At 61.1% G+C, this 14262-nt stretch carries 11 protein-coding genes; 8 read left to right on the forward strand and 3 right to left on the reverse strand.

The genetic code is table 11. The features are described from left to right. Positions 1-48: 48 nt before the first annotated feature. The 3 genes from VGY55_19610 (at position 49) to VGY55_19620 (ending at position 6165) form a co-directional block, all read left to right on the forward strand. The gene (locus VGY55_19610; GenBank protein ID HEV2972190.1) at positions 49-1539 is read left to right on the forward strand and encodes a circularly permuted type 2 ATP-grasp protein; all 1491 of its coding nucleotides are present in this window, start codon (positions 49-51) and stop codon (positions 1537-1539) included. 74 nt (positions 1540-1613) lie between these two features. Further along, positions 1614-2627 (forward strand): alpha-E domain-containing protein, encoded by a 1014-nt coding sequence (locus VGY55_19615; protein ID HEV2972191.1) that lies wholly within the window; start codon positions 1614-1616, stop codon positions 2625-2627. A gap of 13 nt (positions 2628-2640) precedes the next feature. Then, entirely contained in the window at positions 2641-6165 is a 3525-nt protein-coding gene (locus VGY55_19620) for a transglutaminase family protein (protein HEV2972192.1), read from the forward strand. Between the two features lie 323 nt (positions 6166-6488). Here VGY55_19620 and VGY55_19625 read toward each other — a convergent pair whose 3' ends face one another. The 3 genes from VGY55_19625 to VGY55_19635 all read right to left on the reverse strand — a co-directional run bounded on the left by VGY55_19625 (position 6489) and on the right by VGY55_19635 (position 8101). Then, the gene (locus tag VGY55_19625) at positions 6489-6701 is read right to left on the reverse strand and encodes a DUF5615 family PIN-like protein (GenBank protein ID HEV2972193.1); all 213 of its coding nucleotides are present in this window, start codon (positions 6699-6701) and stop codon (positions 6489-6491) included. 1 nt (position 6702) lies between these two features. Continuing rightward, entirely contained in the window at positions 6703-7017 is a 315-nt protein-coding gene (locus tag VGY55_19630; protein ID HEV2972194.1) for a DUF433 domain-containing protein, read from the reverse strand. 256 nt (positions 7018-7273) lie between these two features. Further along, complete coding sequence (locus VGY55_19635) at positions 7274-8101, reverse strand: transglutaminase family protein (GenBank protein HEV2972195.1); 828 nt, start codon at positions 8099-8101, stop codon at positions 7274-7276. A 215-nt stretch (positions 8102-8316) separates the two neighbouring features. Here VGY55_19635 and VGY55_19640 point away from each other — a divergent pair, with 215 nt between their 5' ends. The 5 genes from VGY55_19640 to VGY55_19660 all read left to right on the forward strand — a co-directional run bounded on the left by VGY55_19640 (position 8317) and on the right by VGY55_19660 (position 14181). Next, positions 8317-8937 (forward strand): gamma-glutamylcyclotransferase family protein, encoded by a 621-nt coding sequence (locus tag VGY55_19640; protein ID HEV2972196.1) that lies wholly within the window; start codon positions 8317-8319, stop codon positions 8935-8937. A 255-nt stretch (positions 8938-9192) separates the two neighbouring features. Continuing rightward, on the forward strand, positions 9193-11322 hold the full coding sequence (locus tag VGY55_19645) for a PQQ-binding-like beta-propeller repeat protein (protein ID HEV2972197.1): 2130 nt from the start codon (positions 9193-9195) through the stop codon (positions 11320-11322). A gap of 31 nt (positions 11323-11353) precedes the next feature. After that, positions 11354-12226, forward strand: a complete 873-nt coding sequence (locus VGY55_19650; GenBank protein ID HEV2972198.1) for an SIMPL domain-containing protein — start codon at positions 11354-11356, stop codon at positions 12224-12226. Between the two features lie 36 nt (positions 12227-12262). Beyond that, on the forward strand, positions 12263-13111 hold the full coding sequence (locus VGY55_19655; GenBank protein ID HEV2972199.1) for an SIMPL domain-containing protein: 849 nt from the start codon (positions 12263-12265) through the stop codon (positions 13109-13111). 26 nt (positions 13112-13137) lie between these two features. Then, positions 13138-14181 carry a prenyltransferase/squalene oxidase repeat-containing protein gene (locus tag VGY55_19660; protein HEV2972200.1) on the forward strand — a complete coding sequence of 348 codons (1044 nt, stop codon included), beginning with the start codon at positions 13138-13140 and terminating at the stop codon, positions 14179-14181. Positions 14182-14262 lie beyond the last annotated feature (81 nt).

Consider the following 14262-nt stretch of genomic DNA (forward strand, 5'->3'; position numbering starts at 1 on the left):
CGACGGATGGCAGGAGGCAGTGAATAGGGCGGAAGGCGGAGGATAGTTATGGATTTTGATCGGTACGACACCGATGGTTTTTACGACGAGATGTACGATGCCGGCGGCCAGCCTCGGCCGCGTGGCGAGCAGTTGGCTAGCCGGCTCCGTTCGCTTTCAACCGGCGAACTCGAGCGCCGCCAGAAGGCGGCGGACCTCGCGCTACTCAACATGGGAATCACGTTCAACGTCTACGGTCACGAGGCGGGAACGGAAAAAATCTGGCCCTTCGACATCGTTCCCCGGATCATTGAAGCCGACGAATGGACTTACGTCGAGCGCGGCCTGAAGCAGCGAATCCACGCGCTGAATCTGTTCATCGACGATCTCTACAACGATCAGAAGATCATTCGCGACAAGCGGATTCCCGATTGGCTCATCGGCTCGGGCATGGCCTTCCTCAAGCCGTGCGCCGGGCTGAAACCGCCGCGCGGCATCTGGTGCCACATCACGGGGACCGATCTGGTCCGCAACGGCGACGGTCAGATCTACGTGCTCGAAGACAATCTCCGCTGCCCTTCTGGCGTTTCCTACGTATTGGAAAACCGTGAGGTGATGAAACGCACTTTCCCGCAGCTTTTCGAGGGGCAGTCGATCCTGCCGGTCGAAGACTACACGGAACGGCTTCTGGAGATGCTGCAATACATCACCCCGAGTGGCCCGCGCGAGCCGAATGTCGTTCTATTGACGCCCGGCATTTATAACTCGGCCTATTTCGAGCATTGCTTCCTCGCCCAGCAAATGGGGATCGAGCTGGTGCAGAGCGCCGACCTCACGGTGGCGGATGGCTTCGTGTGGATGCGAACGACGCAGGGGTTGGAGAGGGTCGACGTGATTTATCGGCGAGTGAACGACGAGTTCATCGATCCGCTGGCGTTTCGGCCGGATTCCGTGCTTGGCGTGCCGGGTTTGATCGACGTCTACCGCGAGGGGCGCGTGGCGCTGGCAAATGCGCCGGGCACGGGGATCGCCGACGACAAGGCCGTCTACGCCTTCGTGCCTCAGATCATCAAGTATTATCTGAACGAGGATGAAATCCTGCCGAACGTTCCATCGTTCGTTTGCGGTGACGCGGATCAATGCCAGCACGTGCTGCTGAACATCGACAAGCTGGTGATCAAGCCGGCCAACGAATCCGGCGGGTACGGGATTTTGCTCGGTCCACGGGCGGCGCAGGAAGAATTGGACCGCTACCGCGACTTGATTCGCGCGAACCCGCGGAACTATATCGCTCAGCCGATGCTCTCGCTCTCGCGCGTGCCGACGATCGTCGACGATCATCTGGAAGGGCGCCACGTCGATCTGCGGCCGTATATCTTGTACGGCGAAGAGATTTACGTGCTGCCCGGGGGGCTGACCCGCGTCGCGCTCAAGAAAGGCTCACTCGTCGTGAACTCCTCGCAAGGAGGCGGCAGTAAAGACACCTGGGTTCTAAAGAATGGCAACGGCGCCGATAAGCATTATTCATCTCAGCCGGCGGCATTATTCGCGAGCAGTTGAAAGCGAGTCAATCGTCAAGGGACGCCGGTCCCTCGTTTCCCTGTCTCCAGTCCCTAGCCCCCAGTCCCTTTCTCGTGCTTAGTCGCGTCGCCGATTCGATCTTCTGGATGAGCCGCTATATCGAGCGAGCGGAAAACGTCGCGCGGTTTGTCGATGTGAATCTGAATCTCACGCTCGACCTCGGCGCGGATGGCGGCGAACAATGGGCGCCGCTGGTGTTCACCACGGGAGATCACGCCAGCTTCGAAGAGCGATTCGGCAAGCCGACTCAGCAGAACGTCATTCAGTTTCTTTCGTTCGACGAGCGGAATCCCAATTCGATTCTGTCGTGCCTGCGCATCGCCCGCGAAAACGCCCGCACGGTGCGCGAAATGATCTCCTCGCCCATGTGGGAGGAGTTGAACAAGTTTTATTTGATGGTTCGCTCGGAAGCGGCAGGACGACTGGCCACGGACGCACCGTATGACTTCTTCAATCAGATTAAATTGTCCAGCCATCTGCTGGAAGGCGTCACCGACGCGACCATGTCGCACGGCGAGCCGTGGCATTTTGGCCGAATGGGACGGCTCGTGGAGCGAGCCGATAAGACATCGCGAATTCTTGATGTAAAGTATTTTGTGCTCCTGCCCAGCGTCACCGAGGTTGGCACGCCGCTCGACACGATCCAGTGGTCGGCCCTGTTGGAGTCGGCAAGCGCCCTCGAGATGTATCGCAAGCGGTACGGCCGGATTACGCCGACCAACGTGGCCGAGTTCCTGATGCTCGACCGCGAGTTTCCGCGGGCGATGCACTTCTGCCTGTTGAGGGCGGAGGAATCGTTGTTAGCGATTACGGGCAGCTTGCGCGGCACGTTTCGCACGACTGCCGAGCAGCAGCTTGGCCGCTTGCGATCGGAACTCGACTACGCCCACATTGACGATATCATCCGCGACGGACTTCATGAATTCATCGACCGCTTCCAAACGCGGCTGAACCAGGCGGGCGAAGCGATTTCGGAGACGTTTTTCGGGATGCACCCCGTGCCCGCGGCGCGAGACAGCCGCGGAAGATCGCGGTCGAACGGCGCGCAGATACAAACACAAAGTTAATGCGAAATCAACTATGTCGATCCGAGTCGCGCTGAATCACAAGACGCACTATGAGTACGATCGCTCGATCGCGCTGTTTCCGCAGATCGTCCGGCTGCGGCCCGCGCCGCATTGCCGCACGCCGATCCTGAGCTACTCGCTGAAGGTCCTGCCGAAGAACCATTTCGTGAATTGGCAGCAGGACCCGCACGGCAACTTTCTGGCGCGGTTTGTATTTCTCGAGAAGGCCCGCGAGTATTCCGTCGAAGTCGATCTGGTGGCCGAGATGACGGTCATCAATCCGTTCGACTTCTTCCTCGAGCCGTCGGCCGAGGAGTTTCCATTTACCTACGAATCGTGGCTAGCGGAGGAATTGAAGCCGTTCTTGACGACGCTGCCGGTCGGGCCAAGGCTGAGCGACTATTTGGCCGACGTGAATCGAGCGAAGGTTCGCTCGGTCGATTTTCTGGTGCGGCTCAATCGAGAATTGCACGAGCGGATCAAGTATGTGATCCGCATGGATCCGGGGGTGCAGAAGCCGGAGGAGACGCTCACGCTCGGCAGTGGGTCGTGCCGCGATTCGGCCTGGCTATTAGTCCAGATTCTGCGAAATCTGGGGCTCGCGGCGCGTTTCGTCTCGGGCTATTTGATCCAGCTCACCGCCGACGTGAAATCGCTGGACGGCCCCGTCGGGCCGGCACAGGACTTCACCGATCTGCATGCTTGGACGGAAGTGTATTTGCCTGGCGCGGGTTGGATTGGACTAGATCCCACGTCCGGTCTATTTGCCGGTGAAGGGCACATTCCGCTGGCATGCACTCCGGAACCGGCGAGCGCCGCCCCTGTGAGCGGCGGCTTGGAGGCCTGCGAGTCCAAGTTCCATTTCACGATGTCGGTCGCGCGGATTCACGAAGACCCGCGGGTGACCAAGCCCTATACCGAATCGCAATGGCAGGAGATCGAATCGCTCGGGCATCGCATCGACGCGGAGTTCGAGGCCGGGGCGGTGCGACTGACGATGGGTGGCGAGCCGACCTTCGTCTCGATCGACGACATGGACGGCGCGGAATGGAACACCGCGGCCGTCGGCCCGAACAAGCGAAAGCTGGCCGGCGACCTCATCAAGCGCTTGCGGCGGCGATTTGCCCCGGGCGGGCTGCTGCATTATGGACAAGGAAAATGGTATCCGGGCGAATCATTGCCGCGATGGGCCTTTAGTTGCTATTGGCGGCGCGACGGCGAGCCGATCTGGTCGAATCCGGATTTGATTGCCGACGAACGGATCAACTACGGATACGGCCAGGGCGAGGCGAAGGTGTTCGTCGATGCGCTAGCTGCCCGGCTCGGCGTTTCGGCCGATCTTGCGATCCCGGCTTACGAAGATGTCTGGCATTATCTTTGGAAGGAGCGGCGGCTGCCGACCAATGTCGATCCGCTGGAATCGAAGCTCGACGATCCAGGCGAGCGAGCGCGGCTGGCCAAGATTTTTCAGCAGGGATTGGATCACGTCGTGGGCTATGCCTTGCCGCTGCGCCGCGACCCGACTGCGGAGGGCCCGCGATGGACGAGCGGCCCGTGGTTCCTCCGCCGCGAGCACATGTTCTTGATTCCCGGGGATTCGGCGATGGGATTCCGTCTGCCGCTGGATTCGCTCCCTTGGTCTGCGCCCGCGGACCGGCAGTTTGCTGAAGCCCTCGATCCGCTGGCTCCGCGCGGGCCATTGCCCAAGGCGAGCGAGCTTTCTCGGCAACTGCGCGATGCGGCGGCGCGGCCTCACGCGTATCCGCGGCCCGAGCTGGCTCATGTTCAAAGCACTCTCCTATTGACGAGCGCGCATCGCCAGCGGCAGCCGGCGCGGGCAGTTCGACTGTCGTCGAGTGGCGAGACCGTCGCGCTCCAAGCCGATGTTTTTCAAGAGGCAGCCGTCGGTGACGAAGGGACTGGCTCGCAGGAGACGAACGGCCATCCGGAAGACAACGGGCAGTTCCCTTCGGCCGCGACGATGCACGAATCGCGCTCGTCGTCATTGCCAGCGACCGGCGAATCGGCGCCCAACGTCGTCCGCACTGCACTGTGCGTCGAGCCGCGCGAGGGACGGCTGCACGTGTTCATGCCGCCGCTGATCGATCTCGAGGACTATCTGGCGCTCGCCGCGGCGATCGAGGAAACGGCGGCCGAACTGTCGCTCCCGGTGGTGATCGAAGGTTATCTGCCGCCGCACGACCATCGCATCAATAACCTCAAGGTGACCCCCGATCCGGGCGTGATCGAGGTGAACGTTCAGCCGGGCCACAACTGGGACGAGCTGGTGAAGATCACGACCGGTCTATACCACGACGCACGCCAGTCGCGGCTCGGCACCGAAAAATTCATGCTCGATGGGCGGCATACCGGCACGGGTGGCGGCAATCACGTGGTGCTCGGTGGCCCGACGGCGGCCGACAGCCCTTTCCTCCGCCGGCCCGACCTGCTCCGCTCGCTCTTGGCATATTGGAACAATCACCCGTCGCTATCGTATCTCTTCTCGGGCATATTCATCGGCCCAACGAGCCAATCGCCGCGAATCGACGAAGCTCGGCACGATAGCCTCTATGAACTCGAAACCGCCTTTCAGCAAGTTCCCGAAGGGCAGCCCTCTCCGCCCTGGCTGATCGATCGCGTCTTCCGCAACTTGCTCACCGATCTAACGGGCAACACGCATCGCGCCGAGTTCTGCATCGACAAGCTGTTTTCGCCCGATTCGTCGTCGGGCCGGCTGGGGCTAGTCGAATTCCGCGCATTCGAAATGCCGCCGCATTCCCGCATGAGCCTCACGCAACAGTTGCTACTGAGAGCGCTCGTGGCCCGGTTCTGGCGCGAGCCGTATCGTCGGCGACTGGTGCGCTGGGGGACGATCCTGCACGATCGGTTCATGCTGCCGCACTTCGTCGCCGAGGATTTCGCCGACGTGATCGCCGAGTTGCGGCAGGCCGGCTATCCGCTCGAGCCGGAATGGTTCGCCCCGCATCTGGAATTCCGCCTCCCGCTTTATGGGCAGATTGCCTGCGCCGGGCTTAACTTGGAGCTTCGCGCGGCGATCGAGCCGTGGAACGTGTTGGGAGAAGAACCGGCGGGGGGCGCCACGGCGCGCTACGTCGATTCGTCGGTCGAGCGGCTGCAAGTGAAGGTGAGCGGAATGACCGACTCGCGGCACTTAGTCACTTGCAACGGCCGCCGCGTGCCGCTGCACCCGACGGGGACGGCGGGACAGTTCGTGGCCGGAGTGCGCTACCGGGCCTGGCAGCCGCCGAATTGCCTCCATCCGCGAATTCCCGTTCACACGCCGCTGGTGTTCGACATCTTCGATTCTTGGTCCAATCGCTCGCTCGGCGGCTGCACCTGGCATGTATCGCATCCCGGCGGACGGCATTACGAGCATTTCCCCGTCAACGCCAACGAAGCCGAAAGCCGCCGCGCCGCCCGCTTCTTCAAAATGGGCCACACCCCAGGCCCCATGCCCCCGCCGCGCGAAGAGTACAGCCGCGAATTCCCGCTGACGCTCGACTTGCGGCGGAGCTAAGAGCCTATCCGAGAACCGCCTAGGACTGTCCCCTTTGCCCAGGCGGTTCTCGGATAGGCTCTAAGGCACGGACGCGTGACCGGCGGGACAATCCGGAAGCAAATCAATAGAGATCGGATTCGTTGAGTGACTCAGTATCGAATCGATGACGTTGCGGACGGCTTGCGCCGGCTTTTTCGGATGCCCTATCGAAGCGGAAGATAGAAAACGCTGTTGCGCGCCTCGTCGGGCCTCGCACAAAACGATATCAGTTCCAAATCTTCGATGACCTCACCGACGCCCGGGCCCAATTGGTGGCAATAAATGACTGCAATGAAATCGCGCTAAGCGGCATGCCACTTGGCCGCGATTGCCAAAAGATCTTCGTCTTGCGTAAACAGCAGCCGATCGAGTTGCATGGTTCGCGCCAACAGAGTGTCGTCGTCATGCTCTCCGGTTCCATCCTCTTGCGAGGTCACGACATCAACCGCGCGGCGGCGAAGTCCTTCCGTGATCGCCCGCGGCACGTGCACGTCCATGTACAGCCCGAACGGCATCTCAGATTCCCTTCTCGGTGCGACGGCGCAGTAATTCCTCCCTGGAAACGGGTTGTGCGGGTCGGGTCGAGTCGTTGGCTGCGGCGGACGCCTTCGTCTCGGCGACCATCGATTCGTAATGGTCGTAGAAATACGTCAACACAGCGTAGACCTCCTCGGGCCGCAGGTCGGGATGCTGTCGCAGCAACTCCTCCGCCGTCCAGCCGTGGTGGTAATGCTCGGCGGCCAAATGGCTCACCTTGTACCGCGTTTTGCCAATGCGAGCCGTACCATCGGCGCCCAGGGTCAGATGCGGGTAGTGTGCGGACGTTGCCATAGTTCAAGGCTCCCACGATTCAAGTCGGCGTGCGGAACGGCGCCTGGCTCTTATTGACGCCATCGTCACATTGTATCCTCCTGCCAGCCAAGAGCGAACGTCGATTGGCATCCGGGCCACCATTGTTGCGGCGCGGTCTCCCGACCGTGACGCATCTGCGACCGCATCTCGGATATGGGAATTGGGAGACCTTCGGTCGGGGTCTGTGCGGGGTCAGGAGACCCGCGCAAAACCTGCGCACCCTCGGCGACAGTTTTTATCCGGTGAGTGTGCCAGGCGGGACTTCGTCGGTCCAGACCTTGAAAGTCTGGAGCTGATTCGCGCCGAAGATTGTCGTGAGGGCGACGTCTGCGGCGTCGCGGCCCCGCGCCATCAACACCCGGCCAATGCGCGGCGTATTGTTTCGCGCATCGAAGGCGTACCACTGTCCGCCCAAGTAGGCCTCGAACCAAGCGCTGATGTCCATCGGATAAGGCGCGGCGGGCACTCCAATGTCACCGAGATAGCCGGTGCAGTACCGCGCGGGAATGTTCAGCGTCCGGCAAAATGTGATCGCCAGGTGCATGTAGTCGCGGCAAACTCCGATGCGCTCGCGGTATGCATCCAGCCCGGTCCGATCGACTCGCGCTTGTTGGTAATCGAAGCGAATGTGCTGATGGACGAAGCTGCAGATCGCTTGCACGCGCTGCCAGCCGGGTTGATACCGGCCGAACAGATTCCAACTGAGGTCCTTGAGTTCGCTGTCGACCTCGCAATAACGGCTGGCCAGCAGGAACTGCAACGTTTCATGTGGCAAATCTTGCACTTCTTGCTGCGGTGCATTCGGGACTTGCAAGTCGGGCAGGCCGCAGTCGTCGACGATCGCATCGTTGCGAAACAGCACTCGCCCGGCCGGGGCAACGACGCGGCCACACCGGTTCCCGTAACAATCGGTGTAGTCCGTGACCGGCAGCCACGGTTCTGACTCAAGCCGCTCGGGCTTTCTAATGGTCGGCGAGCGCGACGGATGCAGGTATAGCATCAGCACGACGGCCGCCGGACGCGGAAAGGTAAATGCAACTTCGCAACCGACTCGGATGAGCATGGACTCCCGATCCAATGCCGCCCAGGATTCAAGGCAATAATATAACGAGTCGCGGAAGGTCGCGACCACCGAAATTGCCGCCTCCAAGATCGCCGGTTGCCTTGGTGGTGATCGCCGATTGCGGTATTGTAGGTGTGCGCGGACCGCGCGGCAATCCGCGGCGATCATCTTTGCGTGGCAGCTCGAGAATGCCCGGTCGTGAGGTAAGAAGGTAAATGGCCATCCATTATGTGTTCGCTTATGGCAGCCTGATCAACTCCGAGAGCCGAGCTAGAACCGGTGGGTCGGGCGTGGCGATTCCGGCCCGAGTCACGGGAGTCCAACGGGCTTGGAACTTCGTCGATCGAGAGTCCGGAATGACGGCGCTGGGCGTCGTGCGTCGCGACGAATCGGTGACGAACGGGACACTCGTAGCGGTTCGCTCGGCCGACTTGCCGCTGTTCGATCGACGAGAGCGAGGATATACGCGGACGAGATTGGAACGCGCGCGTGTCGTTGGCTGGAACGGACAGGAAGTCGTGGAAGACCCGATTTGGATTTATCTTCCCAACGAGCCTGGATGGCCCTCGAAGGATAGCCCCATCGCACAATCCTATGTCGATGTGGTGTTGGCCGGATGCCTGGAGGTGGGTGCCGCCTTTGCTGCCGAGTTTGTGCGGACCACGACGAACTGGGACTATCCGTGGATTGACGACCGATCGACGCCGAGATACGCGCGCGCCATGCAGAACGTTTCGCGCGCCAAGCACCTCGAAATGGACAGAATACTTTTAGAGAACGGCGATCTCCTGCAAGGTCGGGGCCCACTTTTTCCCCCAGCCCCCGAATTTGGTTGACGACCTTGCGCGCGGGCAACTAGAATGGCGCGCGTTCATCGGAAGAACCGTCACGACGCGAACGGAGATTGAGGACTTGCCGGCGGCCGTTCAGGCCGCTTTGCGCCGGGGACGCTTGAGTCTCGGGTCGCTCGGCGGGTTCGCTGCCTTACGCTCGGCGAGACTTCAACGGCATTGCGGGGCGAAGTCCTTCGTCGGAGTTTAGGAGTTGGGCCGGGCGGGTCACGCGGGCGAGCTTCTGATTCGGAGGCGGCTATGGACCTAAAGCAGGGCACGATGTGCCAACGCTCAGCCCGCGCATCGCTTCGCGCCGCCGCCATCGTTGCCGTCGTCGCGATCGTTTGCTGGCTGGCGATTCATGCGCACGCCCAAGTCGCCATCATGGCGACCGCCGAGGCGACGCCGGACGATCAGGCCAACGCATCCAAGGGGTTTGCGGTTCTCAGGGCCGACAGCAAAATCGTCGAATTGATTGAAGACTTCAATCGCTACGCCGGTAAGAAATCGTGGGAACTTGCCTTTCGCGCCCTGAACTCGATCGACGAGGCCAACAACCGGGGCATGGTCCCGGCCGGCGACGGCTTTCTGGTGCCCGTCCGAGCCCGAGTGAAACAATGTCTGCTCCTACTTCCGCCCGAGGGGCGCGAAGCGTATCGGCTGTTCAACGACTCCGCCGCCAAGCAGCTTTGGGACCGCGTGCAAGACACTCGCGTCCGGATGCCGTCCGACGAGCTGGAGAAGCTGCGCAAGCTCGTTGAAGTCTATTTCCTGACGAGGGTCGGTGACTTGGCGGCCGATCGGCTGGGGGACGCGCTATTCGAGCAAGGCAACTTCGCCGGCGCGGAACAGATGTGGCGGCTCGTCGTCGAAACCTATCCCGATAGCCAATTGCCGATTGCCAAGCTGCAGGTCAAGCGCTGCGCCGCTCTTTCGCAGCTCGGCCGCCGCGATGCGCTGACCGCAGTCGCGGCCCAGGTGCGTGAGCAGTATGCCGATCAGAAGGTGACGATCGGCGGGCAGGAAGTTGCCGCCGCGGAATTCGCCGAGTCGCTTCTCTCCGGCGGATCGCAAAGCCAGGCGAAGCCGTCTGCCGATGCCAAGGTGATCCAGTTGCCTGCCGCCGACGAGCCCGTCTGGCAGGTTCGCGTCGTCGGCCCCAACCTGACTGGGATAACCGATCCTCAAACGGGAATGCCGATGAGTTCGTCGAACCTTCGCACCGTTCCCGGCAGTGCCGTGGACGACAAGCGGTTTTACGGAAATTGGCTGGGAACGATCTACGCGGCCGACTTGGAAACGGGAAAGATGCTGTGGCGCACGGGCAAATTCACCGACGCGACCCAACAGGTGACCAATTATCTTCAGCAGGGAGTGTCGCTCGATAGTTTCTACTTGGTTTCCGCCGGCAGCAAGCTGCTCGCCATGCGTCAGGGATCGAAGAACCTGCTCGGTGAGCTGCTCGGCGGCCAATCGGGGCAAGACAACAATCTGCACCTCGAATGTTTGGATGCCGCTTCGGGCAAGACGGTTTGGAGCATTCGCGGACTGGGGCAAACGATTGTCTCCGTCCCTTACGTCGTGGATGGCGTCGCGTATGCTGCCGCCATTGCGGCCAACAATTCGACCATGAACTTGGTTGCGATCAGCATGACTACGGGGCAATTGCAGTGGCAGGTGCAGCTCGGGACTCCGCAAAACACCAGAAATTGGCGCGGTGGCTTGACCTTCGGCGGCCCGAGCATGCTCGCCGTCGGTGGAATGCTGTACGTGGCGACGAACAACGGCGCGTTTCTGGCCATCGACCTGGCCAGCCATCAGGTGGAATGGGCGCTTAAGCACGATACTAAGCCTCCCACGGACAACCAGCGATTCTGGTTCAACGGCATGATGGTGACTCCGGTGGAAGCCCCGGGCACGCTGCTCGACGACAACGGAGTGTTTTATCTGAAGGACGGCTCGGCGAGTTTGCTCTACGCGCTCGATCCTACGGCACCGAGCGTTAAGTGGAAACGGCCGATTTCCGCCGACGAATCGGTTGCCGCGATCGATGGACAAACGGCCTATCTTCTGGGGCATGAGTTGTCGGCGCTCGATCTGAAATCGCGAAAGCTGCTTTGGAGCACCAAGATTCCCGGCGAGAACGTCGCACTCAAGCCGCTGGCATGCCCCGAGCACGTCTTCGTGCCGACGGCCCGCGGAATCTTCGATATCGATCCTGCCAATGGCGATATCCGCCGCGTGTTCCGCGGCGCGGATCGCGAGTCGGGCCTCTGCCGGTTATTGCTGGCCGGCGACAAGCTGATCGGGATCAGCGACACGGCGGTGACGGCCTATCCGATCCGGCGCGAGAAGACGACCAAGCTGAACTCGCAGGCGACGAAATAGAGTCATCGTGTTGGCGATCCAGGAGCGACCTATGAACAAGCAGCTACAGATTCTGCAACTCACTCGAATCGCTCGCTGGCTGGCAAGGCCGATTGCCGCAGTGACGACGCTAGCGATCGTCTCCGCGGCGCTGGCCGACGAGGGGATCGTCGTCCGCGGCAGCGGCTCGGCGACGGGCCGGCCGACGCAAATCGAGATGTCGGCAACGCTCAGCGCCGAGGCCGAGTTGGCCGCCGATGCGAGCGTGAAATTTCGCGATGCCAAGAAGCGGGCTCTGGCCGCGATCGCCGGCCTGAAGAATCCCGACCTCTCGATCGTTCCGGGAGGCGTCTCGGTGGGTAGCGGCGCCGATGCCAACACCCAAATGATGATTATGCGCGGCATGGCGGTGCCGAACACGACCCAGAAAGTTCGGCTCACCGAAACCAGTCGCATCGTCCTCGCCCACGCCGATAAACTCGAACCGGATGAGTTGCTCGACAAACTGCTCAAGATTCTCGACGTGGCCAAGGACGCGGGCTTTCAAATCGGTCCCGCTCCCGCGACAAATTATTTAGAGATGCAGCTCCGCGCCCAGGAAGGGGGCGAGGGAGGCGCCACGGTGTCGTTCAAGCTGCCCGATAGCACGGCCCTGCGCGAGAAGGCTTACGAAGCGGCCATCGACGACTCGCGAACCAAGGCCCAGAAGCTGGCCGAATTGTCGCGTGCCAAGCTGGGGCGGATCTTGTCGGTGCATGAGGAGGGATCGGGCAAATCCGATTCCGACGTGGCGCCGATGATCATGTATTTTTACGGCGCCCTGGGGAACAAAGGTGCGGCGGAGGACAAGTCGCTCTCCAACTCGACCTCCGGCGATCTTACGCTGCACGTCAATTTGACCGTGCAATTCGAAATGGCAAAGTAGATTCAAATTGATGCTTGAATAAGAAGGGACGGGCAGATGAGTAAGCGCTCTCGAAATCTCGCCCGCAATTGCGCCGTGTACTTGCTCGCAAATACGCTCTTGGCGCTTTCTGTCGCGTCGGAGGCTCGCGCCGCGCAGGGCGTGGAAGGGATCGTCGTGCAAAGTACCGGCTCTGCCTCCGCCCGCCCGACTCAGGTCGAGATGTCGGCGAAACTTGCCGCCGATGCGGAACTGGCCGCTGACGCGGCCGTCAAATTCCACGACGCCAAGAAACGCGCCCTCGCGGCGTTAGCCGCGTTGAAAAACTCCGATCTGTCGGTGACTCCCGGCGGCGTTACCGTCGCCGCTAGCCTCGATGCGAATTCCCAGCAGATGTTGGCGATGCGCGGCATCTCGGCCGGAACGACGAACCAGAAGGTGCGGATCGCAGAGACCAATCGCATTGTGCTGGCCCATGCCGACCAACTCGAACCGGAAGAATTGCTGGCGAGCCTGCTGAAGATTCTCGATGTCGCCAAGGACGCTGGTTTCCAGTTCACCTTGCCGCCAACGAACGACTATTACGAGATGCAAGCCCGGGCGCAAGAGGGGCAGGTGGTTTTTTTGTTCAAGCTCCCCGATAGCACTATTTTGCGCAAGAAGGCGTACAAGGCCGCCATCGAGGATGCGAAAGCCAAGGCCCAAGAATTGGCCGACCTATCTTCGACCAAGTTGGGGCGCATCTTATCCGTGGTAGAGGGACCGGGAGGCAACATGCAGAGGGTTGTTTACTACAACTCGGCGATGAATCAAGCCGGCGGCGACGACAATGCGCTTACGAGCGTTTCCTCCGCAGAGGTCACGCTGCGGGTCAATCTGACCGTGCAATTCGAGATCGCGAAATGAGTTTTGTGGAGAGTAAAGGAGTAAACATGAAATCCATCTGCGGAACTCTGCTGGCCATCTCCGTCCTGTATATCGGCGCATCGTCCGCGCTGGCTCAAGACATCCTTCCCAAACACATCACGCCGCAAGCGCAAACCGCCATCAAGAAGGGCCTCGATTTCCTGGCCAAAACCCACAGCGAAGACGGCTCGTTCTCCGGCGACCCAGGCGGCCAGGCCTATCCCGTGGCCATGACGGCGCTCGCCGGCATGGCCTTCTTGGCCAACGGCAACACCCCGTCGCGCGGTCCTTACTCCGACCACGTCGCCAAGATCGTCGAATATCTGACGAACAACGGCCAGCCGAGCGGACTGATCAGCAGTGCTTCACAGGAGCAAGGCATCTCGATGCACGGGCATGGCTTCGCGCTGCTATTTCTAGCTTCCTGTTACGGCATGGAGACCAACGACCGGATGCGCGACCGGATGAAAAAGGTCATCAACAAAGCCATTCACTTGACGGCCAGCTCCTCGTCGAACGGCGGTTGGTCTTATACTCCCGGCACCGGGGACGAAGGCTCGGTGACCGTGACGCAGATCCAAGGCCTCCGCGCGGCGAGCAACGCCGGTTTCACGGTCCCCAAGGGGGCCATCGAAGGAGGCGTTCACTATTTGGAAATGTGCAAGACGCCGGAGGGAGGCATCTGCTACCAGCTTGGCTTCAACAGTGGACCGCGCCTGCCGATTTCCGCCGCCGCGATTGCCACGCTGTACAACGCCGGTGAATACGATTCGAAGCTGGCCGACTCGTGTCTGGCGTATGTCAGCCAACAGTTCGAAGTCCACAAAGGCACGTTCGACAAAGGGGGCGGGCACAACTACTACACCCATCTCTACGCCGCCCAGGGCTTCTACCAGGCCGGCGACAAATACTGGGACGGCTACTTCCCCGGCGCCCGCGATCAACTGATTAAACTGCAGTCCGGCGACGGTTCCTGGCCCGGCGACTTCATCGGCCAGACCTACGGCACGAGCATCGCCTTGATTATCTTGCAGCTTCCTTACAAGTATCTGCCCATTTATCAGCGCTAGAGGAGTTTCCGTGACCACCGAGATCGAAACTGAAGAAGACCTCGCCGGACTCGAGCGGCTCCGCTCGGCACGCGATTCGAT

The sequence above is a fragment of the Pirellulales bacterium genome, from assembly GCA_035939775.1.
Taxonomy (GTDB): Bacteria; Planctomycetota; Planctomycetia; order Pirellulales; family DATAWG01; genus DASZFO01.

Bases quoted from the DNA above. Each gene is read 5' to 3' on its own strand.
- VGY55_19610 (HEV2972190.1), top strand. From the start codon at position 49: ATGGATTTTGATCGGTACGACACCGATGGTTTTTACGACGAGATGTAC.
- VGY55_19620 (HEV2972192.1), top strand. From the start codon at position 2,641: ATGTCGATCCGAGTCGCGCTGAATCACAAGACGCACTATGAGTACGAT.
- VGY55_19625 (HEV2972193.1), bottom strand. From the start codon at position 6,701: ATGCCGTTCGGGCTGTACATGGACGTGCACGTGCCGCGGGCGATCACG.
- VGY55_19630 (HEV2972194.1), bottom strand. From the start codon at position 7,017: ATGGCAACGTCCGCACACTACCCGCATCTGACCCTGGGCGCCGATGGT.
- VGY55_19635 (HEV2972195.1), bottom strand. From the start codon at position 8,101: ATGCTCATCCGAGTCGGTTGCGAAGTTGCATTTACCTTTCCGCGTCCG.
- VGY55_19640 (HEV2972196.1), top strand. From the start codon at position 8,317: ATGGCCATCCATTATGTGTTCGCTTATGGCAGCCTGATCAACTCCGAG.
- VGY55_19645 (HEV2972197.1), top strand. From the start codon at position 9,193: ATGGACCTAAAGCAGGGCACGATGTGCCAACGCTCAGCCCGCGCATCG.
- VGY55_19650 (HEV2972198.1), top strand. From the start codon at position 11,354: ATGAACAAGCAGCTACAGATTCTGCAACTCACTCGAATCGCTCGCTGG.
- VGY55_19655 (HEV2972199.1), top strand. From the start codon at position 12,263: ATGAGTAAGCGCTCTCGAAATCTCGCCCGCAATTGCGCCGTGTACTTG.
- VGY55_19660 (HEV2972200.1), top strand. From the start codon at position 13,138: ATGAAATCCATCTGCGGAACTCTGCTGGCCATCTCCGTCCTGTATATC.